Annotated in this window: 22 protein-coding genes and 1 pseudogene; 8 read left to right on the top strand and 15 right to left on the bottom strand. The window is 72.7% G+C overall.

The features are described 5' to 3' along the window. Window position 1: 1 nt before the first annotated feature. The 4 genes from AC07AW_RS32785 to AC07AW_RS32770 all read right to left on the bottom strand — a co-directional run bounded on the left by AC07AW_RS32785 (window position 2) and on the right by AC07AW_RS32770 (window position 3,583). Window positions 2-580, bottom strand: a complete 579-nt coding sequence (locus AC07AW_RS32785; protein ID WP_478819099.1) for a hypothetical protein — start codon at window positions 578-580, stop codon at window positions 2-4. A gap of 155 nt (window positions 581-735) precedes the next feature. After that, window positions 736-1,368 carry a hypothetical protein gene (locus tag AC07AW_RS32780; RefSeq protein WP_478819098.1) on the bottom strand — a complete coding sequence of 211 codons (633 nt, stop codon included), beginning with the start codon at window positions 1,366-1,368 and terminating at the stop codon, window positions 736-738. A 199-nt stretch (window positions 1,369-1,567) separates the two neighbouring features. Continuing rightward, a complete protein-coding gene (locus AC07AW_RS32775) occupies window positions 1,568-2,419 on the bottom strand; it encodes a helix-turn-helix domain-containing protein (protein WP_478819097.1) in 852 nt (283 codons plus the stop codon). 402 nt (window positions 2,420-2,821) lie between these two features. Continuing rightward, the gene (locus AC07AW_RS32770) at window positions 2,822-3,583 is read right to left on the bottom strand and encodes a TetR/AcrR family transcriptional regulator (RefSeq protein ID WP_478819096.1); all 762 of its coding nucleotides are present in this window, start codon (window positions 3,581-3,583) and stop codon (window positions 2,822-2,824) included. Between the two features lie 144 nt (window positions 3,584-3,727). Between AC07AW_RS32770 and AC07AW_RS32765 the strand changes: the two genes are divergently transcribed. Further along, window positions 3,728-5,473: an MFS transporter gene (locus tag AC07AW_RS32765; protein ID WP_478819095.1), complete on the top strand. Its 1,746-nt coding sequence runs from the start codon at window positions 3,728-3,730 to the stop codon at window positions 5,471-5,473. A gap of 68 nt (window positions 5,474-5,541) precedes the next feature. Here the strand turns inward: AC07AW_RS32765 and AC07AW_RS32760 are convergent, their stop codons facing one another. From AC07AW_RS32760 to AC07AW_RS32750, 3 genes and pseudogenes are all read right to left on the bottom strand, one after another. Further along, window positions 5,542-5,976: a VOC family protein gene (locus AC07AW_RS32760; protein ID WP_478819094.1), complete on the bottom strand. Its 435-nt coding sequence runs from the start codon at window positions 5,974-5,976 to the stop codon at window positions 5,542-5,544. A gap of 56 nt (window positions 5,977-6,032) precedes the next feature. Further along, window positions 6,033-8,180: an RNA polymerase recycling motor ATPase HelR gene (gene helR / locus AC07AW_RS32755; RefSeq protein WP_478819093.1), complete on the bottom strand. Its 2,148-nt coding sequence runs from the start codon at window positions 8,178-8,180 to the stop codon at window positions 6,033-6,035. A gap of 172 nt (window positions 8,181-8,352) precedes the next feature. Further along, a pseudogene (locus tag AC07AW_RS32750) lies at window positions 8,353-8,562 on the bottom strand (GNAT family N-acetyltransferase); the annotation flags it as partial. Between the two features lie 238 nt (window positions 8,563-8,800). On the opposite strand from AC07AW_RS32750, the gene AC07AW_RS32745 reads away from it, so the two are divergent. The 3 genes from AC07AW_RS32745 to AC07AW_RS32735 all read left to right on the top strand — a co-directional run bounded on the left by AC07AW_RS32745 (window position 8,801) and on the right by AC07AW_RS32735 (window position 10,143). Continuing rightward, window positions 8,801-9,106, top strand: a complete 306-nt coding sequence (locus AC07AW_RS32745; protein ID WP_478819092.1) for a hypothetical protein — start codon at window positions 8,801-8,803, stop codon at window positions 9,104-9,106. Between the two features lie 96 nt (window positions 9,107-9,202). Then, the gene (locus AC07AW_RS32740) at window positions 9,203-9,832 is read left to right on the top strand and encodes an RNA polymerase sigma factor (RefSeq protein WP_478819091.1); all 630 of its coding nucleotides are present in this window, start codon (window positions 9,203-9,205) and stop codon (window positions 9,830-9,832) included. Continuing rightward, the gene (locus AC07AW_RS32735) at window positions 9,829-10,143 is read left to right on the top strand and encodes a hypothetical protein (protein ID WP_478819090.1); all 315 of its coding nucleotides are present in this window, start codon (window positions 9,829-9,831) and stop codon (window positions 10,141-10,143) included. The genes AC07AW_RS32740 and AC07AW_RS32735 overlap by 4 nt, the downstream gene beginning before the upstream one ends. A gap of 59 nt (window positions 10,144-10,202) precedes the next feature. Here the strand turns inward: AC07AW_RS32735 and AC07AW_RS32730 are convergent, their stop codons facing one another. The 4 genes from AC07AW_RS32730 to AC07AW_RS32715 all read right to left on the bottom strand — a co-directional run bounded on the left by AC07AW_RS32730 (window position 10,203) and on the right by AC07AW_RS32715 (window position 15,066). Continuing rightward, the gene (locus AC07AW_RS32730; protein WP_478819089.1) at window positions 10,203-10,586 is read right to left on the bottom strand and encodes an LppU/SCO3897 family protein; all 384 of its coding nucleotides are present in this window, start codon (window positions 10,584-10,586) and stop codon (window positions 10,203-10,205) included. A 122-nt stretch (window positions 10,587-10,708) separates the two neighbouring features. Then, the gene (locus AC07AW_RS32725) at window positions 10,709-12,322 is read right to left on the bottom strand and encodes a protein kinase domain-containing protein (RefSeq protein WP_478819088.1); all 1,614 of its coding nucleotides are present in this window, start codon (window positions 12,320-12,322) and stop codon (window positions 10,709-10,711) included. After that, entirely contained in the window at window positions 12,319-12,888 is a 570-nt protein-coding gene (locus AC07AW_RS32720; protein ID WP_478819087.1) for a hypothetical protein, read from the bottom strand. Before AC07AW_RS32720 ends, AC07AW_RS32725 begins: the two co-directional genes overlap by 4 nt. A 123-nt stretch (window positions 12,889-13,011) precedes the next feature. Continuing rightward, the gene (locus AC07AW_RS32715; protein ID WP_478819171.1) at window positions 13,012-15,066 is read right to left on the bottom strand and encodes an N-6 DNA methylase; all 2,055 of its coding nucleotides are present in this window, start codon (window positions 15,064-15,066) and stop codon (window positions 13,012-13,014) included. Between the two features lie 308 nt (window positions 15,067-15,374). On the opposite strand from AC07AW_RS32715, the gene AC07AW_RS32710 reads away from it, so the two are divergent. Together AC07AW_RS32710 and AC07AW_RS32705 are read left to right on the top strand one after the other, a co-directional pair. Next, window positions 15,375-16,181 carry a DUF4190 domain-containing protein gene (locus AC07AW_RS32710; protein ID WP_478819086.1) on the top strand — a complete coding sequence of 269 codons (807 nt, stop codon included), beginning with the start codon at window positions 15,375-15,377 and terminating at the stop codon, window positions 16,179-16,181. An 86-nt stretch (window positions 16,182-16,267) separates the two neighbouring features. Further along, on the top strand, window positions 16,268-17,011 hold the full coding sequence (locus AC07AW_RS32705; RefSeq protein WP_478819085.1) for a hypothetical protein: 744 nt from the start codon (window positions 16,268-16,270) through the stop codon (window positions 17,009-17,011). A gap of 51 nt (window positions 17,012-17,062) precedes the next feature. On the opposite strand, the gene AC07AW_RS32700 is transcribed toward AC07AW_RS32705, so the two are convergent. From AC07AW_RS32700 to AC07AW_RS32690, 3 genes are all read right to left on the bottom strand, one after another. Then, window positions 17,063-17,812 carry an N-acetyltransferase gene (locus AC07AW_RS32700; RefSeq protein WP_478819084.1) on the bottom strand — a complete coding sequence of 250 codons (750 nt, stop codon included), beginning with the start codon at window positions 17,810-17,812 and terminating at the stop codon, window positions 17,063-17,065. A gap of 44 nt (window positions 17,813-17,856) precedes the next feature. After that, the gene (locus tag AC07AW_RS32695) at window positions 17,857-18,525 is read right to left on the bottom strand and encodes an HNH endonuclease family protein (protein WP_478819170.1); all 669 of its coding nucleotides are present in this window, start codon (window positions 18,523-18,525) and stop codon (window positions 17,857-17,859) included. Window positions 18,526-18,627: 102 nt separating this feature from the next. Beyond that, on the bottom strand, window positions 18,628-19,467 hold the full coding sequence (locus tag AC07AW_RS32690) for an SCO6745 family protein (RefSeq protein ID WP_478819169.1): 840 nt from the start codon (window positions 19,465-19,467) through the stop codon (window positions 18,628-18,630). Window positions 19,468-19,586: 119 nt separating this feature from the next. Here AC07AW_RS32690 and AC07AW_RS32685 point away from each other — a divergent pair, with 119 nt between their 5' ends. Continuing rightward, window positions 19,587-20,153: a TetR/AcrR family transcriptional regulator gene (locus tag AC07AW_RS32685; RefSeq protein WP_478819083.1), complete on the top strand. Its 567-nt coding sequence runs from the start codon at window positions 19,587-19,589 to the stop codon at window positions 20,151-20,153. 358 nt (window positions 20,154-20,511) lie between these two features. After that, window positions 20,512-21,453: an SGNH/GDSL hydrolase family protein gene (locus AC07AW_RS32680; RefSeq protein ID WP_478819082.1), complete on the top strand. Its 942-nt coding sequence runs from the start codon at window positions 20,512-20,514 to the stop codon at window positions 21,451-21,453. A gap of 45 nt (window positions 21,454-21,498) precedes the next feature. Here AC07AW_RS32680 and mfd read toward each other — a convergent pair whose 3' ends face one another. Further along, window positions 21,499-25,041 carry a transcription-repair coupling factor gene (gene mfd / locus AC07AW_RS32675; RefSeq protein WP_478819081.1) on the bottom strand — a complete coding sequence of 1,181 codons (3,543 nt, stop codon included), beginning with the start codon at window positions 25,039-25,041 and terminating at the stop codon, window positions 21,499-21,501. Window positions 25,042-25,126: the final 85 nt, after the last annotated feature.

Below are 25,126 nucleotides of genomic sequence, written 5' to 3'. Positions count from 1 at the left end.
GTCACCAGCGCTGCGCGGGGCCGGTGACCTGTCGGCCGATCCGTTCGGCGAGCCACTTCGCATGGCGTTCCGCGTAGGGCATGCGGCCGTCGCGCATGTCGGTGGCACGAACATGGACGAGGACCAGGTGCGTGTCGGCGGGGACGGTGAGTTCGCGCGAGCCGTTGTTGAGGACGAGCGTGACCTCGGCGTGCGTGGCCTCCTCGCCGTACACCCCGTCCTCCGGCGCCGCCGGCCAGACCAGGTGCTCCCAGCGGAGCTCGGCCGGGGCGGCGCCGGCCGCGCTCACGAAGCGGTCCTCGACGCTACCGAGGGGCTGTTCGTTGATCGCGAAGGCGAGCGGGAGGTACGGCTCCGCGCCGGTCAGGTCGTCGGGTAGTTCGTGGGCGCGGAGCGGGTGCGTCAGGTCCGGGAGGCCCGGCGGCGGCTCGGCGGGCGCGCCCCTGTCGTCCCAGCAGATGACCCACGCGTCCGGCAGTTCGCCACGCAGCCGCTTGAGCTCGTCCAGGGTGTGCGCCTCGGCCTCCACGCTCACCTCGCACCCCGGCTGCAGGCCGACGGCCACCATCTCCCGGGCCACGCGCAGGGCTTCGGAGCGTCGGAGCTGCGGAAGATCGGATACGCGACGTCATTGGACATGCCCCGACACTGCCACGCCCCGGGCCGCCCGCTCCTCCCCTCTTTGCGGCCTCCCTTCAGGGATGGTCCTCGCGTGGGCGGCGTTCGTCGGCGGGGTCACGTGCGCTGCGCGGGGCCGATGATCCCGTGGCCGATCCGTTCGGCGAGCCACTTCGCGTGGTGGTCAGAGTCGGGCATGCGGCCGTCGATCACGACGCTGCGGACGTGGACGAGTACCAGGTGGGTGTCGGCGGGGACATCGAGTACGCGCGAGTCGTTGTTGAGGACGAGCGTGACCTCGGCGTGCGTGCCCTCGCCGTAGATGTCGTCCTCCGGCGCCGCCGGCCAGAGCAGACCCTCCCAGCGGAGCAGGGCCGGGGAGGGCCCGGCGGCGTCGACGAAGTGGTCCTCGACGGTGCCGACCGGCTGCTCCTGGACCTCGAATTCGAGCGGGAGGTACGGGTCCGCACCGGTCAGGTCGGCGGGTAGTTCGTGGGCGCGGAGCGAGTGGGTCAGGTCCGGGAGGCCGGGCGGCGGCTCGGCGGGCGCGTGCCTGCTGTCCCAGCAGGTGACCCACGCGTCCGGCAGCCGGTCGCGCAGCCGCTTGAGCTCGTCCAGGGTGTGCGCCTCGGCCTCGACCGTCACACAGCTGAACGGCTGGAGGCCGACGGCGGCCATCTCCCGGGCCACGCGCAGGGCTTCGGCGCGGTCGGAGCTGCGGAATATCGGATACGCGACGTCGACGGACATGCCCCGACACTGCCACGCCCCGGGCGACCCGGTCGCCCCGTTTTCCGGCGGCGGCTCAGCGCCTGAACCTTCGGACCAGCACGAGGTCGCCCGCTGTACTGAGTACATCGAGCCGCCCCCCATGACCGGGCATCCTGAACGAGCCGCAGCCCGTCACAGCAGTCGGGCGGCCGGCGATTCGTGTACATCTGCATGCGCACTAAGCCGCGTCGGCGACGAGCCCGGCCCTCGCCGCCGCCTCGTCCGCGTCCGCGTCCGCCTCGCAGTCGGGGCACCGGCCTGGTTCCCAGGCGCGGAAGGCGACCTCCTCGCAGGTGACGCAGGTCTGGATGGGCGGCGGGCCCTGGGCGGGGATCACTCTGGGGAGCGGGGGCGGCAGCAGAGTGTTCAGGCGGTGGGAGAGCAGGCCCGCCGGGTGCTTGAGGGTGTCCGGGAGGGCGGCGAGGAGCGTGCGGCGGATGGCGTCGGGGGTGGCGCCCCGGGCGAACCAGGCGTCGACGGCCGGGGCCAGGTGCCGGATGTCCCGTGCGGAGAGCAGGAAGCGGGCGTCGTGGCGGCGGAGTTCGAGCAGCAGCTCGGTGGCCGGGTTCGCGGGAATGGCGGGGGTCTCGTCCCGTACCGGCTCCGGCGTCGGGTCCGCTTCCGGGCCTGCTTCCGGGTCCGGGTCCGGCTCGGGGTCGGGGTCGGGGTCCACATCCGGCTCCGGAGGCTCGACCGCGCCCGGATTGTTGTACGAGACCGTACGGGTCACGATCCGGCCGCTGGGGAGGCGCTCGCGGGTTCGGGACAGGCAGCCGTGGGCCTCCAGTTCGCGGAGGGCGGCGGCGATGCGGATCTCGCCCTCGGGGAAGCGCCCGGCGAGGGTCTTGATGCCGATGCACGTACCGGCGGACAGCGACTGGATGTGGGCGGCGAGGCCGATCGCGGTGAGCGAGAGGTGCTCGTGCTGCGCGAGGTGGTTGCCGACGACGGTGTAGCGCGTCGTGTGGGTGACGTTGGCGTGGATGACGCCCGCGACGGGAAAGGGCGCGCTAAGGTTCTGGACATCCATGGGGAAGGTTCCGCTTCCTCGTGGCCAGGCCCCCGTCGTGGATTGCGAGTCCCGTCGGGGGCCGAGCATTTTCAGTTCGGGTCGCCGCGAGCATATGCCAAGCAACCACCCTGAAATCCACCCGAGTTGGCACAGTCCCCTCGTGTGGGTGACCCCCTCGCGCGACGCGCGCCCTCAGCTGTGACCACCTAGAACAGGTGGGGTGGGGTGGGGTACTTGCCCTCGGTACTTAAGGGACGTCGGCGCCGGCCGGTTCGTGGAACCGGGCGACCCGGTGCGGGGGTTGCCCATGGCAACAACCTGCGACACCCCAGCCCACGCACGCCCTGACGCGCCGACTTAACTCCCCCCAGCGGCAGAGGGGCTCGCGAGCGAGCTGCGGCAGGCCTGGTTCAAGGGCCCTCAGTCACGCCCCGCCTGGGCGGCCAGTCCGGCGACGACGACGTCGAGGCCGAAGTCGAAGCGTTCGTCGGCGTCGCCGGTCATCAGCGTGCCGGCAAGGGCCACGAGGTGCGGAAACCGTTCGGGAGGGAGCGAGGCGAAGTAGGCCTCCATCTGATCGCGCTCCGCGCCCTCGCCCTCGTCCTCGCCCTCACCTTCGCCTTCGCCCGAGGAACGGGAGTGCCCCTGGGCATGGCTTTCCTCGAGGATGCAGGCCGAGACGTAGTTGCCGATCACGTCGGCCCCGTAGGCCGCAGCGCGGTCGGACAGGCCGCCGGCCCGGAGGATGCCGAGCAGCCCTTCCAGGACCATGATCGCGCTGGGCCCGACCGGGATCTGGCCGAGTGCGATGCGGGCCATGTCGCGGTGGGCGAGCATCGCCCGCCGGGACTCCCGGCAGAACTCCTTGATCTGCTCCTGCCAGCGCTCGGGATCGGGCGCGGCCGGCAGCACCTCGCCCGACACCCGGTCGAAGAGGAGGGCGAGCAGCTCTTCCTTGTTCGCCACGTGTGCGTAGAGGGAGGCGGCGCCGGTGCCCAGTTCCTGGGCGACCCGTCGCATGCTCAGCGCGTCGAGCCCCTCCTTGTCCACGAGGGCCAGCGCCGCGTCCACGATCGCCTCGCGGCTGAGCGGCTGCCGTACCTGCACCTTCTTGGCGGGTCGGGCCCAGGGCAGGGGGGGCAGGTCCGCGGGATCGCGGGGTGCCTGTTCGGCCTTCGTCATTCTTCGCCGCCTCCTTCGTCTCGAACATCGTACTTGACGCGAACGCTGTTCGTCACTAAAACAGTGTTCGCGAACGAACGCCGTTCGTCGCGAGAACGTCGTTTCTGCGATCGCGTCCCGTCCGCCCAACCGAAGGGATCCGCCATGACCACCGTCCTCAGCCGGCCCGAACCGGCCGCCGAAGGCCCTGCCTCCACCTCGGCCCTGCGCCGCTGGCTGATCCTTTTCGTCGTCCTGTCGGCTGACTTCATGGATCTGCTCGACGGCTCGATCGTCAATGTGGCGATGCCGTCCATCCGCGACGATCTGGGCGGTGACTACGCGTCCTTCCAGTGGATCTCCGCGGGCTACATGCTGTCCTTCGCGGTGCTGCTGATCAGCGGCGGGCGCCTCGGCGACGTCTTCGGACGCAAGCGGATGTTCCTCGCCGGTGTCGCCGGGTTCACCCTGTTGTCACTGGTGTGCGGACTGGCCACCTCGACCGAGATGCTGATCGCGGGCCGGGTGCTACAGGGGGCCTGCGCGGCGGTGATGGTGCCGCAGGTCCTCGGCATCATCCGGTCCGCCTTCCCGGCCAAGGAGACCGCCGCCGCGTTCGCGGCCGTCGGCCCCTTCATGGGACTCGCCGCGGCGAGCGGGCCGGTGCTGGGCGGCGTACTGATCAACGCCGACCTGTTCGGTCTCGGCTGGCGCACGATCTTCCTCGTCAACATCCCTCTCGGACTGCTCGCCCTGGGCGCCGCCGCCAAGCTGCTCCCCGAATCGCGTTCCGCCCAGGCCTCCCGCCTGGACTGGACCGGCATGGCGCTGGTGTCAACCGCCGTGCTGCTGCTCGTCTACCCGCTGGTGCAGGGCCGTGAGCAGGGCTGGCCGACCTGGATGTTCGGGATGATGCTCGCTTCCGTGTCGGCCTTCGGGCTCTTCGCCTGGCAGCAGTACCGCAAGCAGGCCGCGAACGGCTCGCCGCTCATCGTCACGAGCCTGCTGCACAAGCGGCCCTTCGTGGCCGGTATCGCCGTCGCCGTGCTGTTCTACTGCGCCATGGCCGGGTACTTCCTCATCTTCACGCTCTACATGCAGATCGGGCTCGGCTACTCGGCCATCCGTACCGGCCTGACCACCGTGCCCTGGGCCGTCGGCATCGTCGTCGGCGCGGGCATCGGCGGAGGCTTCCTCTCCGGGAAGATCGGCCGCAAGGTCATCCACATCGGTCTCGTCATCAAGTCCGTCGGTGTGCTGGGCATCCTGTGGGTCATCAGCCACTACGGAACCGACGTCACCTCGCTCCAGATCAGCCTCCCGATCTGGGTCTGCGGCGTGGGCATGGGCTTCGTCGTCGCCCCGCTGTTCGACATCATCCTGGCCGGTGTGGACGACGCGGAGGTCGGTTCCGCCTCCGGTCTGCTGAGCGCCACCCAGCAGCTGGGCAGTGCCATCGGCGTGGCCATCCTGGGCAGCGTCTTCTTCGGCCTCCTCGGCGGTGCGTCGGGACCCGCGGCGGACTCGGTCACCCCCGCCCTGCGCCACGAACTGACCGCAGCCCACGTGGCCGGCGCCGACCAGGACCGCCTCATCGGGGACTTCCGCTCCTGCCTGCACGACAGCACCACCTCGGAGGACGAGAAGGCCACGCCCGCCGGCTGCGGCGATCTGGAGAACACCGCGCGCCAGGTCGTCACCTCGGGCGAGGCCGGGCAGCAGGTGGGCAAGGCGATCGGCGAGTCGGTGTCGACCACCGGCAAGAAGGCGTTCACCCACTCGATCCAGTGGGTCGCCTGGATCACGGTCGGCCTCTTCGGCGCCACGTTCCTGCTGGCCTTCCTGCTTCCGCTGCGGGCCAGGGACGAGGACGAGGTACTGGAGCTGGTCGCGACAGGCAGCTGGAGCTAGAACCCGGTACGCCGAAGCGGCCTCCGCCCAGCAGGGCGGAGGCCGCTTCGTACCGTCTCGAACGATGCTCAGTCGAGGCAGAACTCGTTGCCCTCGATGTCCTGCATGTTGATGCAGGACTCGTTCTCCCCGTCGGCGTACAGCGTCTTCAGGTGCGTCGCGCCCAGCCCGACCAGGCGCTCGCACTCGGCCTCCAGCGTGGCGAGGCGCTCGTCACCCACGAGTCCGGTGCCGGCCCGCACGTCGAGGTGCACCCGGTTCTTGACGACCTTGCCCTCGGGAACGCGCTGGAAGAGCACGCGCGGGCCCTTGCCCGTGGGGTCGGTGCACGCGAAGTAGCGGTCCTGCTCCTCGATCGGCACCGAACGGCGGTACTCCTCCCAGGTGTCGAACCCCTCCGGGGCCGGCGGCAGGACGTACCCCAGGACCTCGCACCAGAAGGTGGCGAGGCGCACGGGCTCCGCGCAGTCGAACGTGACCTGGAATTCCTTGATCGATGCCATCCGGTCACCGTAGCAAGGGGCTCCTCGGCGGCTCATTCCCTTTTCGGGAACGCCCGTCAGGACGTCAGGACCACCAGGCGCTGGGTCGCGCGGGTCATCGCGACGTAGCGGTCGACCGCGCCCTCGACGCCCTCGCCGAAGGAGTCCGGGTCGACCAGGATCACCAGGTCGAACTCCAGGCCCTTCGACAGCGAGGGGGTGAGCGAGCGGACGCGGGGGCGCTCGCGGAAGGCGGGCGCGCCGATGACGCAGGCGACGCCCTCCGCGTTCTCGTCGAGCCAGCCGCCGAGGATCTCCTCCAGGTCCGCGACCGGGCCGCGGGTGACCGGGATGCCGTTGCTGCGGATGGACGTCGGCACGTTGGCGTCCGGGAGCGCGGCGCGGATGACCGGCTCGGCCTCCGCCATGACCTCTTCCGGCGTGCGGTAGTTGACGCTCAGGGACGTCATCTCGATACGGTCGAAGCCGGCCCGCTCCAGGCGCTCCCGCCACGGCTCGGTGAAGCCGTTCCGGGCCTGGGCGCGGTCGCCGACGATCGTGAAGCTCTTCGAGGGGCAGCGGAGGAGCAGCATCTGCCATTCCGCGTCGGTGAGCTCCTGCGCCTCGTCGACCACGATGTGCGCGAACGGGCCGTCCAGCGGCTCCAGTTCGGCCGTGGGCAGGGCACTCTCGTCGATCAGGCTGTCCTGGAGGTCCTTGCCGCGCAGCATCGTGACCGCGCCCTCGCCGTCCGCGTCGGCCGCGACGATGCTGTCGATGACCCCGGCCATCCGCTCGCGTTCGGCGGCGACCGTGGCCTTGCGCCGGAGCTTGAGCCGGGCGGTCTCCGGGTCGCCGAGCCGCTGCCGGGCCGCGTCCAGGATCGGCAGGTCCGACACCGTCCACGCCTGGGCGTCCGCCCGCCGCAGCCGCTTCACCTCGTCGGGGGTCAGCCAGGGCGCGCACATCCGCAGGTACGCGGGGACCGTCCACAGGTCGCCGACGAGGTCGGCCGCCTCCAGCATCGGCCACGCGCTGTGGAGGGCCCCGGTCAGCTCCCGGTCCTGGCGCAGCGACTTCCGGAACTGCTCCTCGGGGACCTCCTCGCCGTCGTACTTGTCGAAGAGGATCGAGACCAGGTGCTCCCAGATCTGCTCGCGCGCCTCGTTGTGCGGGGTGCCGGGCTCCGCCGCGTCGAAGGCCTCCGCCCAGTCGGCGGCGGTCAGCGGGATGTCCGACCAGTGCGTGGAGACGGTCATGCCCTCGGTGGGCGGCTCCTCGTAGAACGCCACGGCCTTCTCGATCGCCCGCACCATGTCCGCGGAGGACTTCAGGCGGGCCACCTCGGGGTCGGTCTCCGCCGGCGCCTTCGCGCCCTCGGCGACCAGATCGCGCACGGTGCAGGTCCGTACGCCCTCCTCGCCGAGGCTGGGCAGCACGTCGGCGACGTAGTTCAGGTAGGGCTGGTGCGGGCCGACGAACAGCACGCCGCCCCGGCGGTGGCCGAGCCGCGGGTCGGAGTAGAGCAGGTGCGCGGTGCGGTGCAGGGCGACGACCGTCTTTCCCGTACCGGGGCCGCCGTCGACGACGAGGGCGCCGCGCGAGCCCGCGCGGATGATGGCGTCCTGGTCGGACTGGATCGTCGCGAGCACGTCCCGCATCCGGGGCGAGCGGTTGCCGCCGAGGCTGGCGATGAACGCGGACTGGTCGTCGAGCGCGGCATGCCCTTCGAGGCCCTCGGCGGTGAAGACCTCGTCCCAGTAGTCGGTGATCCGGCCGCCGGTCCAGCGGTAGCGCCGGCGGCTCGCCAGGCCCATGGGGGTGGCGTGCGTCGCCGCGAAGAAAGGTTCCGCCGCGGGGGAGCGCCAGTCGATGAGCAGCCGGCGGCCGGTGCTGTCGGTGAGGCCGAGGCGGCCGATGTACACGGGCTCGGGCTCGTCCGTGCCGACCACGCGCCCCAGGCACAGGTCCAGGCCGAAGCGGCGCAGTGTCCGCAGGCGGCCGCTCAGCCGGTGGATCTCCGCGTCCCGGTCCATCGCCTCCCGGCCGACGCCGCCGGGCGCCTTCCGCTCGGCGTCGAGCCGCTCGGACAGCTCGGCGATCGTCTCGTCGAGGCAGCGGGCGATGGCCGCGAAGTGCTGCTCGTCGGCGGCGATGAGCGCCGGGTCGGCCTTGGGAGAGAGGTTGCCGGAGAGGTCGAACACACCGGCAATGAGGGACGTCATGTAGTGAATCGCTCGCTTTCGCATCTGCTGGCTTTCGAGGAGCGATTCTGTGCCACGACGGGGGCCTTGCCGCAAGCCCCCCTGTGCGCTATACGTTGAAAGTGCGAGAGGTGCGTACTCCCTCTCACTCTCCCTCCCTCTCCTGGCAGTGCCTGATCGCCTTGTCGCAGGATCAGATGTCGCCTTGGACGAGAGCGTGCAGGTGCTCGTCGTGCCATCCGTCGGCATGCAGCAGCGCGCTGCGCATGGTGCCTTCGAGCGAGTATCCGGCCTTGTCGGCCACACGGCAGGATGCCGGGTTGGCCACCGAGTGGCACAGGCGCAGGCGATGCAGGCCGAGATCGTCAAGGGCCCACTCGCCGAGGCGCTTCGCGGCCTCGACCGCCGATCACCTCCGGGTCGGTCTTCTCGTGCCCGGTGGATGGGCCGGCCGCCGCCGCTCCTCCCACTCCCGCGCCTTCCGCGGTCTCCGCCTGTATCTGGTGTGCACGCCGACGGGCATGCCGAAAGATTTCCGACGCCAGCCGCAACCTCGGGCGGTGCCGCACGTCTGGTGGGTTGAAGGCGCCCTTCAGCTGATGTTCCAGACCGTGTTTCCGACACTTCCTCGGGAGAGCCCCATGTACAGCCACGCCAAGCGGAACTACCGTCCCCGTCCCCGGATCCTGGGCGTCGTCACCGGTGCCGCGCTGCTCCTCGGCGGCGGCTTCGCCGCGCAGGCCGTCGCCGACTCGGGCCCGAAGCCGGCGGTCGTCGCCCCGGAGTCCGCCCCCGTCGCCCCGAAGCCGGAGGCCGCGCCCAAGCCGGTGGCCCAGCCTGTCGCGCCCAAGGTCGTGACCGCACCGAAGTCCGCGCCCAAGCCGGTTCCCGCCCCGGTCCCCTCCACCGCCGGCGACGCGCCCCGCGTGATCGCGCCCGGTAGGTAGCAGCGCCGGGCGAGCGGGCGGGTCCGCTTCTCCGGGTCCGCCCGCTCGCCCGCTCGCCCTCCCGCCCCTCCTCCCTCCCCCAACGGATCGAGGCCCATGCCGTACGCCCTCACACTGCCCCTGGCGCCGCCCTGGTGGTCCCGGCTGCTCGCGCGGGTGTCCCGTGCGGCCCGGGACGAGCGGGTGCCGGTACGGGAACGTCATCTGCGCGTCGTCGGGGCTCCGTACGGCGACAGGTCCACGCCCACCCTCACCGAGCTCTACCTCGCGCGGCGGCTCGACATGGTGCGGCTCGCGCTCTTCCTGGTGGACGACCTCCCGACCGCCGAGGACGTGGTGCAGGACGCGTTCGCCGCCGTGTGCCGTGCCTACGGCACCTCCCTCCACGGGCTCCAGGACCCCGGGGCGTACCTGCACACCGCCGTCGTCAACGCGGCCCGCTCCGTGCTGCGCCGGCGCCGTACCGCGCGCGCGTACACCCCGCCCCACCCGGGCGTGGGCGCTCCCGTCGACGAGGGGCTGCTGCTCGCCGAGGAGCACCGGCAGGTGCTCGACGCGCTGGCGGAGCTGACGCGGCGGCAGCGCGAGGTGCTGGTGCTGCGCTACTGGTCGGAGCTGACCGAGGCGCAGATCGCGCAGACGCTCGGCCTCTCGCGCGGCACGGTGAAGTCCACCGCGAGCCGCGCCCTCGATGCCCTGGAGAAGAAGTTGGAGGCGGGTCGATGAGATCCCCTGCCGAGGAACGACTGCGCGCCGCGTTCGCCGCCCGCGCCGCCCTCGTCACCCATCGCGACCTGCGCCGCGACGCTCCTCCGCAGGGGCGCCGCCGGGGCACCCGCCGGGTCCGGGCGCTCACCTTCGCGGCACTCGGGGCGGCGGCCGCCGTGTGCGTCCTCGTTCTGCTCCCGGACGGGCCCGTGCCCCCCGCCCCGGTGCTGCCCGCCCGTACCCCGGCGCACACCCTGGTGCCGCCGGTGCCCACGCCGGCCCCGGTCGCCCCGTCTGTCGCGGTGCCCAGGCCGGTGGAGTCGCCGTGACACGGAGAAGGGCCGGAACCTGTCGGTTCCGGCCCTTCTCGGAAGTGCGGCGCGCGCGATTACTTCGCGACGACCTCGTCCAGGCAGAGGACGAACTTGTCCGAGCCCAGCTGCTGGGCGAGCGCCGAGAGCTCCTCGCCGCACTTGTTCAGGTCGAAGGTGTTGTCGACGACCTTGACGACCTTGAACAGGTCGGCCTTCCCGGAGGAGCAGTCGACGGTGTCGACCTTCGGGTCGTTGTCGGGGCCGGTGACGGTGACGCACTCGCCGGCCTCGGCGTGCACCGGGGCGTCGCCCGTGAGGTGCGGGAGGCCGAGCTTCACCGCGACGGCGACGACGATCGCGACGACGATGCCGCCGACCTTCTTCAGGAGGGCGCCACCCTTCTTGGCGGGGGCGGCGGGCTGCTGCTCGGGGGTGAGGGGAGCGGAAGGCGTCGTCATGGGAAATTCCTTGAGGGCCGCGGACATGATCAGACGCGAACGTTACATGTGCCAAAACGGTCAAAAAGGATCATGAAGATCCACTACGTGATCAGTTGCCGAGTCGTGACCCTGCCACCCCGTCAGGGCCGCTGCCCCAGCTGCCGCTGATGGTCCAGCGCCCGCCGCAACTCCACCGGAAGCGGGTGATACGGCCCGTACGCACGCTCCGCGTCGAACAGCAGCCGCTGGAGCTCCTCCTGACCCGCCGCGTACTCGCCCGCCGCCAGGAGCAGCAGCCCGATCCGCTGCCGGATGTCGAAGGCCCGAGCCAGATCCCGCTCGTAGTACGGCAGGACCGCGCGGAACTCCGCGAGCGCGGCGGCCGTCTCCCCCAGCTGCTCCAGGCACAGCGCCGCGTCGTAACGGAACTGCAGGAACTGCGGATCCGCCGGGCCCGCCTCGGCCCCGCGGTCCTCCGCGAGCCGGCGCAGCTCCGGCAGCGCGCGCCGGTACTGGCCGTCGTCCATCAGCGTCGACGCGTACTGCTTGCGCAGGATCCGGACGACCGGCGACCCCTCGCCGTGCTCGGCCGCCGCGGCCGGCAGGATCCCGCCGAGCATGTCCACGGCCTGGGTGAGCGAGCCCTCCCCGAGCAGCCGCTTCACCTCGTCGACGGCCGCGGCCACGTCGGGACGCGCGGGCGGCGCCCCGCTCGCGTACACCCGGGGATCGGTACGGGGATCGGTACGGGGATCTGCCGGCGCGGACGGCGGCGCCACAGGGACCGGCGGCATCGGGACCGGCGGGACGGGGACCGGCGGCAGGGGCACGACCCGGTCCGTCGCCCGGTCCGGCCAGGGCGCGTGCGGGCGCAGGAACGGCCGGGTCGGGTCCATCGGCCCCGCCGGGGCACCGCGCGCCGGGAGCAGCGGCAGCAGGTGCTCGTACACCTCGTGCGCGCCGGACGGACGTGCCTGCGGGTCCTTGGCGAGCAGCCGCAGGACCAGCGCTTCGAGCGCCTCGGGGACCTCGGGGCGCAGCTGCCGGAGCGGCGCGGGCGGCTCGTGCAGGTGGCGGTGCAGCACGCCGAGCGCGGTGGAGCCGGCGAACGGCACGTTCCCGCTGAGGAGTTCGTGGAGCAGGACACCCAGCGCGTACAGGTCGGTGGACGGGCCGACGGCGCCGCCCATGGCCTGCTCCGGCGCCATGTACGCCGGGCTGCCGATGGGCGAACCGGTCTGCGTGAGCCGGGTGGTGTCCGTGTCCAGGACGGAGGCGACGCCCAGGTCGAGGACGGTCAGCGCCCCGTCCGGGCGGATCATCACGTTCCGCGGCTTGAGGTCGCGGTGCACGATCGGCACCGCGTGCACGGCGGCGAGCACCGCGCAGAGCTGCGCGGCGACGCTGACCGCCCACTCCCAGGGGTACGGGTCGTGCTCGGCGAGGTGGTCGGCGAGGTCCGCGCCCTCCACGTACTGCATGACGAGGTACAGGTCGTCGCCGTCGCTGCCCGCGTCGTGCACGGTCACCAGGCCGGGGTGGTCGACCTGCGCGGTCACCCGGCACTCCCGCACGAAGCGGCGGCGCAGCTCCTCGGCTGCGGTGGCGGGGCCGGTCATGGTGGCGGGCCGGAGCAGCTTCACCGCGACCCGGCGGTCGAGCCGTCCGTCGTACGCCGTCCAGACCTGGCCCATCCCGCCCTGGCCGATGACGGTGGCGAGCTCGTAACGCCCGCCGATGACCCGCCCGTTCATCTGCCGCCCGCGCCTTCCCCGCCGTTCCCGGTGTCCTTCCTGAGCAGGTCGCTGAGCTCGTCGAGCTCGGCGCGGACCTGGTCGATGCGGGGCGCGGGCGCGGCGGGCGGCGCGACGACGGGGCGGGTGTACGGATTCGGGTTCGACAGCGCGCTCGGGACCGTGACGGCGGTGGCGTGGCCGTGGTCCGGCGGGCGGAACGCGGGAGCCGCACCGGGCCGGTCGAGCCGGCGGATCTCCGTCACCAGGTAGTACGTGATCGAGCCCGCCACCAGAAGCACCATGACCCCGACGCCGATGAAGGACTCGGCGGTGGTCGGCTCCTGGTCGCCGGTGACCCCCGCGTACGTGAAGAGGCCGCCCGCCACCAGGAACGTCAGGCCGAACAGCGTCCAGTCCAGCGCCCGGCGGGTGACGCTCGCCAGGTGCAGCATCGGCGCCCAGGCCAGCAGGCCGCAGCTCAGCAGCGCGAGGGCGGAGAAGAGGACGAGCAACGCGATCCGGCCGCCGGAGACGGGGCTCTTCGGCGGCTGCGGAACCTGCGGGGCCTGCGGGGGGCCGTACATCCTGCTGCTCCTGCTCGAACGGATCGGGTGCGGAGACGAGCGTATACACCCCCGCGGACAACGGTTCCGGGATACCCGGAACCGTTGTCGAACAGATCAGAAGCGACTGCCACCCAGGGGGCCCTACGGAGCCACCGTGCCGTCCGCCAGACCGTCGTACAGGCCCTGGACCAGCTGGTCGCCGAGGCGGGCCGCGAGCCGCAGCGACTCCTCGAACTCGGCGAGCGCCCGGAACCGCTCCCCGAACCTGCGCTGTTCGGCCAGGGGCAGGCGCGGCAGCTGGAGGCGCCGCACATCGAGCCGGGTCGCGGTGGAGGCGTAGCTGCTGGCCTGCCGGGTGTTGGCGGTGGCCCGGAGGAAACCGGCCAGGAACCAGGGGTCGAGGGCTGCCGGATCGGGGCGCAGCAGCTGGAGGTTGCGGCCGAGCGCGGCGCCCTCGGCGGAGGCGTCGACGACCCGGACGGCCGCGCCGCCGCCGAGGACCGGGACGACGACGTCCCCGGCGGCGAGGAGGACCGGCTCCTCGGGCGGGCCGTCGGGCAGCGTCCCGGAGGGCGGCTGGGCGGCGAGGACGTCGTGGTCGGTGAGGACGGCGACCGGGGCGGAGGCGGGGGCCGTGCCCACGCCGCCCGCGCGCAGGGCGAGGGCTCCGGCGCGGGCGAGTTCGCCGACGGTGGTCGTGGGCCGGCCGGACCCGGTGCCGGAGCCCGGCTCGGTCACGGGCGGCGGGGTCAGTTCACGGGTCCGGTGCAGCGTCTCGGTCAGCCGCTCGCGCACCCCGGCCAGCTGCACGGCGCCCTCGGCGGCGGCGGGCGGCGGGAGGTGGCGGGCCGGGGCGAGGTCGACGTCGTCGTCGAGGAGCTCGATGACCGGCACGGAACGGCTCGCGCCCGGGGTCACGGGCAGGGTCCCGTCCCGGTCGAAGGGCGTCCAGGCGTCCAGTACGGCGGAGTGGACGGCCGGCCAGTCGAGCCGGTCGCGGCCCTCCCGGCCCGGCCCCGCCTGCTCGGACGCGGCGTCGACGAGGAGCAGTTCGGCGGCGGGGCGCTCGCCCTGGACGGGCCGGCGCAGCACCCACAGGTGGAGCGCGATGCCGTACGGCGGGGCGGCACCGGCCGGCAGGGCGACGACCGCGCGCAGGGCGCCCCGGCGGAGCAGATCGGCCCGGATGCGGCGGCCGGAGCGGCGGGAGGCGGCGGCGGGCGGCATCAGGAGAACTGCGGTGCCGCCGGGGCGGAGGCGGGCCAGGGCGTGCTGGACCCAGGCGAGCTCGGACTCCGTGCGGGCCGGGAAGCCGTACTCCCAGCGCGGGTCGTAGGCCAGCTCGTCGTGGCCCCAGTTCCGCTCGTTGAACGGCGGGTGGCAGAGGACCGCGTCCGCCGCGAGCGTCGGGAAGGCGTCGGCGCGGAGGCTGTCGCCGGACCGGACGCGGATGTCGGCGTCGCTGGCGAGCGCCAGGCGCAGGGCGGTGAGCGCGGCGAGGTCGTGGTCGGCGTCCTGGCCGCAGACGGCGCCGGGGCGCTCGACCGCGCTCAGCAGGCCGCCGGTCCCGGAGGCGGGGTCGAGGACGGTGAGCGGGGCGCCGTCGCGGCCCGTCTTCGGGGGTGCGGCGAGCGCCGCCATGAGGGCGGCGGGGCCGGGCGGAGTGAGGGTGTACTGCCGGGGGTTGGCGTCGAGGTGACGGCCGAGCAGGAACTCGAAGGCCCCGCGGACGCCGGTCCCGGCCGCGAGCTCGGCGGCCCCGCGCAGGAGCGGGACGGAGGCGGCGAGCGCGGAGCTGTTGGGGGTGAGGACGGCCCGCTCGGGGCCGAGGCGCTCGGTGAGCGTCTCCTCCAGGGCGACGGGCAGCACCTCCGCGAGCCGCTCGTCGGAGAGCTCGGCGAGCGCGGGCCAGGCCGCGGACCTGTCCCGTACGAGGAGGAGGGCGCAGCCCGCGTGGACGAGGGCGGTGACGGCGCCGGCCGGGTGGCCCGCGACCTGCTGCCAGACGCGCTCCTTGAGCGGGACCTCGGCCAGCTTGCCCTGGGCGCGGAGCCACCGCTCGACGTCCGCGAGGGCGAAGGACGGGCTGGTCTCCGTGCCGCCGACGGGCTTGGGGAAGTCGGGGTGGCGGCGGCGCCAGTTGCTGACGGCGGCCCGGCCGACCCCGGCGAGCCGGGCGATCCCGGCGGCGGTCACCTCGGCGGCGGGCGTCTCCGTTGTGGGCGTCTCTGCGGCGGGCGTCTCCGCGGCGGGCGTCTCTGCGGCACCGGATTCCGTGCCGCTCGTGTGCTCCGCACCCGCCTCTGCTGCGTTCTCCGGCACGTGACCCAACTCCCCTGGCTCGCCCCTGTGGCTGTGACACCAATCCTAGCGACGAACGCGCGCCGCACCACTTCACAGTGTGAGTCGACCCGTTTTCCGTGAACCGTGTTGACTCGGTTCACAAGCTCTGCTGTGATTGACCCATCGCACCAGACATCGCCTTCGTCCGGGAGGACACACCCATGTCGTACGACACCCAGGTCCCGCCCACCGCCCCGCGGGTCATGCGCAACGGCCTCGGTACCGCGGCCCTGATCCTCGGCATCATCGGCACGATCTCGGGATTCATCCCGCTGTTCTTCTGGCTGGCCGGCATCCTCGGCCTGATCGCGCTGATCCTGGGTCTCGTCGGCAAGGGCCGCGTGAAGCGCGGCGAGGCGAACAACAAGGGAGTGGCGCTCACCGGCGTGATCCTGGGCCTCGCGTCCCTGATCCTCTCGGTCGTCGGCCTGGTCATCGTGATCAGCGCCGCCAGCGACCTGGCCGACGAGCTCGACAAGTCCATCAAGGACACCGCCCCGAAGGACCCGGCGAGCTCCGCCCCGGCGAGCAAGGCTCCGGCGGGCGACGCCGGCAAGGCCGACAAGAACAAGGGCCAGGGCCTGGAAGACGGCGACAGCTCGGTCTACGACGACGACCTCACGGTCACGGTCTCGGACCCGAAGCCGTACTCCCCCGGCGAGTACGCGTCGGGCCACACCAAGGGCAACAAGGCCTACCAGGTCACCGTCGTCATCGAGAACAAGGGCAAGGAGAAGTTCGACACCACCCTCGTCGACCTGAGCGCCACCGCCGGCAAGAACGGCGTCGCGGCCGAGAAGATCTACGACGACAAGGTCGGCGCGGGATTCGAAGGCACGATCATGCCCGGCAAGAAGGCCACGGTCACCTTCGCTTTCGACGCCCCGAAGGACGCCAAGAACCTGACGGTCGAGGTGAACCCGGGCTGGGACTACGACGCCTCGCAGTGGGAGCTGAAGATCGGCTGACCCTGGCCGGACACACACCACGCACCACAAGGACCGGGGCCCTTCGGGGCCCCACCCCCCGTACACCCCCTCTCGGAGACACCACCATGCTTGCCGCCCCCCGCCGAACCGCCCTCGTCGCCGTCCTGAGCGCCGCCTTCGCCCTGGGTGCCACCGCCTGCGGCCCGCTCGCGGACGACGCGAAGCCGGCCGGGCCCTTCGGGGAGCTGACCGGGTCGCAGATCGTCGACAAGGCCTTCGCGGCGACGAGGACCGCGAAGTCCCTGACCGTGGACGTCGACGAGCAGGGACCCGTCGAGCCGCTCAAGGCCTATCTGTCCCTCGACACCCGGGGACGGTGCACCGGCACGCTCACGATCGGCGCGACCGGCACGGTCGAGGTGATCAAGCCGGGCGACAAGAACGCGTACCTGCGCTTCGACGAGGCCTTCCTGCGCCAGCAGGTCAAGGAGGACGGCCCGGAGGCGCAGGACGCCATGGTCAAGGACCTCAAGGGCCGCTGGCTGAAAGGGCCCGTCTCCGACCCCGACAACAAGGGCATGCTCGGGCTCTGCGACCTGAAGGAGCTCCTCAGCGGGTTCGAGCCGGGCGCGAGCGAGATCGTGAAGGGCGCGGAGACCACCGTCGGCGGCCAGAAGGCGCTGGCTCTGACGGAGCCGGGCGACGACGGCGAGACCAACACGGTCTACGTGGCCACGCAGGGCACTCCGTACGTCCTGAAGATCGTCACGAAGGGCGGCGAGGAGCCGGGGACGATCACCTTCTCCCACTACGGCAGGCCGGTCGAGGCGAAGGCCCCGGCGGCGAAGGACGTCGTCGAGACCGACTGACCGATACGCGGGAGGGGGCCGTCACCGGGTGACGGCCCCCTCGCACGTGAGTCAGGCGATGCGGTGGCGCACCCACACATTCGGCTCCACGTACACCGCGTACCCGCGCGCGGCCTCGCAGTGGACCGGCACCAGGGCGCCCTTGACCTCGACCGGGCCGTCCGTGTCGAAGGGGAGGCCCGTCCACTCCCGCCACTGCTCGACGGAGCCGGAGACCGTCATCGACGCCGGGGCCACCGCCTCGATCACGCCGCCCGCGCGCACATGGACGCGGAGCCACGGGTCGTGCGGCAGGCCGTCGGCCTCACGCGTACGGAAGGCGTACTCGTGGATGGAGGCCCCGGGCTCCAGGTGCTTGCCGTTGGGGCGGACCGGGGCGACCAGCTCGGCGAAGCCGCGCTTGCCGACGTTCTCCCGCATGGCGGCGAGCATCGTGTGCGAGATGCCCTTGCCGAGGTGGCCGAGGTCGACGGTGATCTCGATCGCGCTCACCGTGTCGGCCTCCCGGCCGTGGCGCAGGTCGGAGAAGGCCCAGTTGAGGACCTCGTCCCAGCCGCGGGCGGGCAGCTCGCGGCGGCCCTCGGCGTCCAGCCGGAAGGGCACGCTGAAGCCACGGGCGACGACCGCGCCCGCGGTGTCGGTGGCGACGAGCACGAACTCCGGGAACTCCCGGACGATCCGGCCCATGTTGGCCCAGCCGACCGGGTCGTACATCATGAACTCGGGCCAGAGGTCCTTCATGGACCACATCGCCCCTTCGAGCTCGGGTCGTTCGGCGAGGGTCGATATGTTCAGGTCCATAGGGCCAGGTTAAAGATCGTTCACGGAGCGCCCAACCGTTTTTCCTACGGCAGCCTCTCCTGCGGGCAGCCGCCGAGGACCCGCTTCATCGCGTCCCGCTCCCCCGCCGTCACCCACACCCCGTACTTCTTCTTCACCGCGACCTGCCGGGCCACGTACGTGCAGCGGTAGGCGCGGTTCGGGGGCAGCCAGGTCGCGGCGTCGCCGTCGGACTTGCGGCGGTTGGTCGCCGCGTCGACCGCGAGGAGGTTGAGCGGGTCGTTGGCGAAGCGGCGCCGGGTCTCGCCGTCCCACTTCTGCGCACCCTTCTGCCAGGCGTCGGAGAGCGCGACGACGTGGTCGATGTCGACCTTGGAGCGGCCGCGGACGTAGCGGACGGTGGTGCCGGTGTACGGGTCGTCGGTGAGGGTGCCGGAGGCGACCTTGCAGTGGCCGTCCGTGAAGCGGACGCCCGTCAGGTCGCGCTTGAGTATGTCGTCGCGGGTGCCGCAGCCGTTGCCGTCGACGTCCACCCAGGCGCGGCCGAACTTCTCCCGCTCGTAACCGGTCTTCGGGGCGCGCCCCTTGACGGTGAGGGTGTCCACGGCGGCGAGCGCCGTCCCGCGCGCGGTGGGCCGTCCGGCGGCGCCGCCGGACGGCTCGCCCCCTCCGCCCGGTGAACAGGCGCCGGCCGTGAGCGCGGCGGTGGCGGCGAGGGCCGCGGGCAGGGTCATTCGACGTGTCAGCACCCTGGGATCCTAGGCCGGGGAGTGCGGGACCCTTCGGATCTTTGGTCCCGAATCGGACGGCCCGAAGGCCCGGGAGGCGAGGTCGCGTCAGATCTTGCCGATACCGAGGGTGTTCTCGGAGGGCAGCAGGCCGGAGCCGATGATCGTGAGCCAGGGCCCGCCCAGGAGCTCGGCGAGCCGGGCGGTGGACTCCGGGCCGAGGGTCTCCCAGGGGCCGGCGGCCAGTTCGTCCGTGCGGCGCTCGACCTCGCCGCGCAGGGCGCGGCCGGTCTCGGTGGCCGTCCCCTCCGGGTCGAGGAGACCTCGGGCGGTGAGGCGCTCGCGGGCGGCGGCCCATGCGGCGGCACTCCACCCCCGGCTCTCGAAGACGGGCTCCGGGGCGGCTCCGACGGCGGCGAAGGAGACGAGCGACTCGGCCGGGTCGAGGCCGGCGGCGACCAGGGCGGCGATGTGGCCGTCCCCCCGGTGCTCGCGCAGGATGGTCGCCGCCTGCCAGAGGACGAGGTGCGGGGCGTCGGGCCAGGGCAGCTCGGCGTGGGCGGCGGCGAGCGGGCGGCCTTCGAGGCCGGCGGACTCGGCGGCGCGGCGGGCGAGCCCGGCCGCCTCGGCGAGGGCAGGGCTGTCGAGCGTCTCCCGGCCGAGGAGGGTCCGGTAGATGCGGTCGACGGCGCGGAGCCGGGCGGCGAGCACGTCGGCGGGGGTGGCGACCGTCCAGGCGGCGGGGACGTGCCGGGCGACCTTCTCGGGGCTGAAGCCGTAGAAGGCGGAGGCGACGCGGACCGGTCCGACGGGGCCGAGGGCGGCGGCGCGCCAGGCGAAGTAGGAGGGCCAGCGGTCGGCGGTCTCGTAGCCGAGGGCGGCGGCCTCCTCGAAGGCCTCGGGGGCGTAGTAGAGCACGGAGTGCAGGGGTTCGAGCAGGTGCCACATCTGACGTACGCGAGCGGTGTCCACGGTGTCCTCCCGGCCTCAGCCACATCTTGTCGGTGACTAGATTGCACGCCGAAGCCGAAACTTGTCAATGACTAGATGGCGGCTAGGCTGCTGCCATGACCACGAGCCGGAGCAACTACCACCACGGCGACCTGCGGCAGGCCGTCCTCGCCGCCGCCCTCGACGTGATCGCCGCCGAGGGCCCCGGGGCGCTCAGCCTGCGCGACCTCGCCCGCCGCGCGGGCGTCTCGCACGCCGCCCCCGCCCACCACTTCAAGGACCGCACGGGCCTGCTCACCGCGATCGCCACCGAGGGGTACGAGCTCCTCGCCGAAGCCCTTGCGGGCACCCCGGCCCTCGTCGACCGCGGCGCCCGCTACGTGGGCTTCGCCGTCGGCCACCCGGCCCACTTCCAGGTCATGTTCCGGCCCGAACTCCTCCGCGCCGACGACCCGGACCTCCTCGCCGCCAAGGAGCGCGCCTCCGCCGAACTCCGCGCGGGCGTCGCCGACCTGCGGGGCGCCTCCGACCCCCGTACCGCCGGCATCGCCGCCTGGTCACTGGCCCACGGCTTCGCGACGCTGCTCCTCAGCCACAACGTCGACGAGGCGATGGGCGACCGGACCCCCGAGGCGTACTTCCGGGAGCTCACCGCCCAACTCCCGCACCAGGGACGGGAATAGCCCGCGGGGGCGGGCCCTTGAAGCAGTACACGAAGATCACGAAGCCCCTGCGTCACACCGCCCTCACCCTGGCCACCACCGCCGTCCTCGCCCTGACCCCGCCGCCGTCGCCACCGCCACCGCGCCCGGCCACCACGCCCCCGCGTGGCGCGGCGCCTGGGCCGCCTCCCCGCAGGCGCCGACCGCCCCCTTCGCCCCCAACTGGTCCCCGCAGGGCTTCGCCGACCAGACCGTCCGCCAGGTCGTACGGGTCACCGCCGGCGGCACCAGGGCCCGCGTCGAGCTGACCAACCGCTACGGCACCAGCCCGCTCCGGATCACCGGCGCCACCGTCGCCCGCACCGCCGAGGGCGGTGCGGTGCAGCCCGGTTCGGTGCGCCCGCTCGCCTTCGGCGGCGGCCGGACCTCCGTCACGATCCCCGCCGGCGGCACCCTCCTCAGCGACGGCGTGCCCTTCCACACCGCCGCCCTGGAGTCTGTCACCGTCACCCTGTACCTGGCGGACCCGACCGGCCCCGCCACCTTCCACCACTTCTCCTCGGCCACCAGCTACCGCGCCACCGGCGACCACCGCGCCGACGCCTCCGGCACGGCCTTCACCGAGACCAGCAGCTCCTGGTACTACCTCTCCGGCGTCGAGGTCAGCGGCGGCCGCGACACCGCCCGCCGCGACGGCATCGTCGCCTTCGGCGACTCCATCACCGACGGCGTCGGTTCGACGGCGGGCGCCGACAACCGCTACCCCGACGAGCTCGCCGAGCGCCTCGCCGCCTCCGGCCGGTCCCGCGCCGTCCTCAACCACGGCATCGGCGGCAACCAGGTCACCGACGACACCACGTGGGCGGGCGAGAAGGCCGTCGCACGCTTCGAGAAGGACGTACTGAACGAGAAGGGCGTCAGCACGGTCGTCCTCCTCGAAGGCATCAACGACTTCGGCGGCAGCGGCCCGGCGTTCCCCGGCGGCCCGACCCCCGAGGTCTCCGTGAACCGGCTCATCGAGGGCCACCGCGCCCTCATCCGGCAGGCCCACGCCCACGGCCTGAAGGTCGTCGGCGCCACCCTCACCCCGATCAAGGGCTCCTTCTACTTCACCGAGGCCAACGAGGCCAAGCGGGAGGCCTTCAACACCTGGGTCCGCACCTCCGGCGCGTACGACGCCGTCGTCGACTTCGACCGCGCCGTCGCCGACCCGGCCGACCCGGACCGCATCCTCCCCGCGTACGACTCGGGCGACCACCTCCACCCGGGCGACGCGGGCTACCGGGCGATGGCCGAGGCGCTGGACCTCGACGAGCTGTAGTCCTCCGTGGTGCGGCGCCCCCGCGAGAGGGGCGCCGCCACGACCTCAGCCTCCGAGGATCGTCGTCAGGAACTCGCCCGTCCACGCGAGGAGTTCACGGCCCACCACCGGCTTCCCGCCGATCTTCCCGGTCGTCGGGCGCGGCACCAGGATCTGGTGGACGGCCGGCTTGATGACCGTCTTCGGGTGGAGACGCTTCAGCCGCAGCTCCTGCGACTCGCGCAGTTCCACCGGCGCGAAGCGGATGTTGGAGCCCTGGAGGACGATCTCGCCGACCCCGCACGCGCGCGCGAGCATCCGCAGGCCCGCGACCAGGAGCAGGTTCTCGACCGGCTCGGGCAGCTTGCCGTAGCGGTCGGTGAGCTCCTCGCGTACGGCCCTGATGTCCTCCTCCGAGTTCGCCGAGGCGATCGAGCGGTAGGCCTGGAGCCGCAGCCGCTCGCCCGGCGCGTAGTCGTGCGGCATGTGGGCGTCGACCGGAAGCTCGATCTTCACCTCCAGCGGCGCCTCCTCCTCGACGCCGCCCTCCATCTGCGCCCGGTAGTCGGCGACGGCCTCGCCGACCATCCGTACGTACAGGTCGAAGCCGACGCCCGCGATGTGACCGGACTGCTCGCCGCCGAGCAGGTTGCCCGCGCCGCGGATCTCCAGGTCCTTCATCGCCACGTACATGCCGGCGCCCATCTCGGTGTGCTGGGCGATCGTCGCGAGCCGCTCGTGCGCGGTCTCCGTGAGCGGCTTCTCCGGCGGGTACAGGAAGTACGCGTAGCCCCGCTCGCGGCCTCGTCCGACACGGCCGCGCAGCTGGTGGAGCTGCGACAACCCGAAGTTGTCGCCGCGCTCGACGATCAGGGTGTTGGCGTTGGAGATGTCGATGCCGGACTCGACGATCGTCGTCGACACGAGCACGTCGAACTTCTTCTCCCAGAAGTCGACGACGACCTGCTCCAGGGCCTGCTCGGACATCTGGCCGTGCGCGGTCGCGATCCGCGCCTCGGGCACGATCTCGCGGAGGCGTGCGGCCGCCCGGTCGATGGAGTCGACCCGGTTGTGGATGTAGAAGACCTGGCCCTCGCGCAGGAGTTCGCGCCGGATCGCGGCGCCGATCTGCTTCTCCTCGTACGGGCCGACGAAGGTGAGGACCGGGTGCCGCTCCTCCGGCGGGGTGGTGATCGTCGACATCTCGCGGATGCCGGTGACCGCCATCTCCAGGGTGCGCGGGATCGGGGTGGCGGACATCGTCAGGACGTCGACGTTCGCCCGGAGCTTCTTCAGCTGCTCCTTGTGCTCGACGCCGAAGCGCTGCTCCTCGTCGACGACGACCAGGCCCAGGTCCTTGAACTTGGTCTCGGAGGAGAAGAGGCGGTGGGTGCCGATGACGATGTCGACCGAGCCCTCCCGCAGCCCCTCCATGGTCGCCTTCGACTCGGTCTCCGTCTGGAACCGGGACAGCGCCCGCACCTTCACCGGGAACTGCGAGTACCGCTCGCTGAACGTGCCGAAGTGCTGCTGCACGAGCAGCGTCGTCGGGACGAGGACCGCGACCTGCTTGCCGTCCTGGACGGCCTTGAAGGCCGCCCGTACCGCGATCTCCGTCTTGCCGTAGCCGACGTCGCCGCAGATCAGACGGTCCATGGGGACCGTCTTCTCCATGTCCTCCTTCACCTCGGCGATGGTGGACAGCTGGTCGGGCGTCTCCGCGTACGGGAAGGCGTCCTCCAGCTCCCGCTGCCACGGGGTGTCCGGGCCGAAGGCGTGGCCGGGGGCCGCCATGCGGGCGCTGTACAGCTTGATCAGGTCGGCGGCGATCTCCTTGACCGCCTTCTTCGCGCGCTGCTTCGTCTTCGTCCAGTCCGCGCCGCCGAGCCGGTGCAGGGTCGGCGCCTCGCCGCCCACGTACTTGGTGACCTGCTCCAGCTGGTCGGTCGGGATGTACAGGCGGTCGCCGGGCTGGCCGCGCTTCGCGGGCGCGTACTCGACGAGGAGGTACTCGCGGGTCGCGCCCTGCACGGCCCGCTGGACCATCTCGATGTACCGGCCGACGCCGTGCTGCTCGTGCACGATGTAGTCGCCGACCTCCAGGGTCAGCGGGTCGATCGTCTTGCGGCGCTTGGCCGGCATCCGCTGGCCGTCCTTGCCGGCCGCCTTCTGGCCGGACAGGTCGGTCTCGGTGAGCACGGCCAGCTTGAGCGCCGGGTCGACGAAGCCGTAGTCGATGGAGCCCGTCGACACGTGCACGACCGACGGCGAGATCTCGGCGAGGTCCGCGTCGAGGCGGGCGGCGATGCCCTCGCCGCCGAGGACCTCGACCGTGCGGGACGCGGGGCCGTGGGCCTCCGTCACGTACACCGTGCGCCAGCCGTCGGCCAGCCAGCCCTTGGTGTCGGCGAGGGCCCGGGCGGTGTCGCCGCGGTACGACTCGGGGGCGTGCATGCCGAGGGTCAGCGTGTCGCCGTCGGCCTCGCCCGCGTCCGCCGCGAACGGCGACACCGACCACCAGGCCACGCCGAGCTCGCTCGCCCGGTCCCGTACGTCCGCGATCCCCCACAGGGAGGCCGCGCCGACGTCGATCGGGGCCTCGCCGCCGCCGGCGGTGGCGGCCCAGGAGGCCTGCAGGAACTCCTGGCTGGTGGCCACGAGATCGGCGGCCCGGGTCCGCACCCGCTCGGGGTCGCAGACGACGGCCATGGACCCCTTGGGCAGCACGTCGAGCAGCAGCTCCATGTCGTCGACGAGGACCGGCGCGAGGGACTCCATGCCCTCGACCGCGATCCCCTCGGCGATCCTGCCGAGCAGCTCGCCGAGCTCGGGGTGCTCCTCGGCGAGGGCGGCGGCCCGCTCGCGCACCTCGTCCGTCAGCAGCAGCTCGCGGCAGGGCGGCGCCCAGAGGCCGTGCTCGGCGACTTCGAGGGAGCGCTGGTCGGCGACCTTGAAGTACCGGATCTCCTCGACGTCGTCGCCCCAGAACTCGATCCGGAGCGGATGCTCCTCGGTCGGCGGGAAGACGTCCAGGATGCCGCCGCGCACGGCGAACTCGCCGCGCTTCTCGACGAGCTCGACGCGGGAGTACGCGGCGGCCGCCAGGCCCTCCACGACCTCGTTCAGATCCGCCGTCTGCCCGCTCCTGAGCGCCACCGGCTCCAGGTCGCCCAGGCCCTTGACCTGCGGCTGGAGTACGGAGCGGATGGGCGCGACGACGACGGAGACGGGCCCGGCGGCGGGGTCGTCGTCACGGGGGTGCGCGAGCCGCCGGAGCACGGCGAGGCGGCGGCCGACGGTGTCGGAGCGGGGCGAGAGCCGCTCGTGCGGCAGGGTCTCCCAGGAGGGGTACTCGACGACCGTGTCCGGGTCGAGGAGGGACCGCAGCGCGGCGGCGAGGTCCTCCGCCTCCCGGCCGGTCGCGGTCACCGCGAGCACCGGCCGCCCCGAGTCCCGGGCGAGCGCGGCCACGGCGAACGGCCGCGCGGCCGCCGGCCCGACCAGGTCCACGTGCGGACGGTTCCCGTCGGCGGCGGCCTTCACCGCCTCGGCGAGGGCGGCGTCTTTGACGACTACATCAAGCAGGCCGTGCAGACCGTGCAGGCTCATGGAGCTTCTTCCATCCCGGGTTCGTCCGACGGGGGCGGGCAACGCGAACAGCCCGACACGTCGAACGGGCCGGGTGGTCCCGGGC

Source organism: Streptomyces sp. NPDC044003, assembly GCF_056435185.1.
Note: the sequence above shows the minus strand (reverse complement) of the source record. Positions and strands in the feature narration are given on the sequence as shown.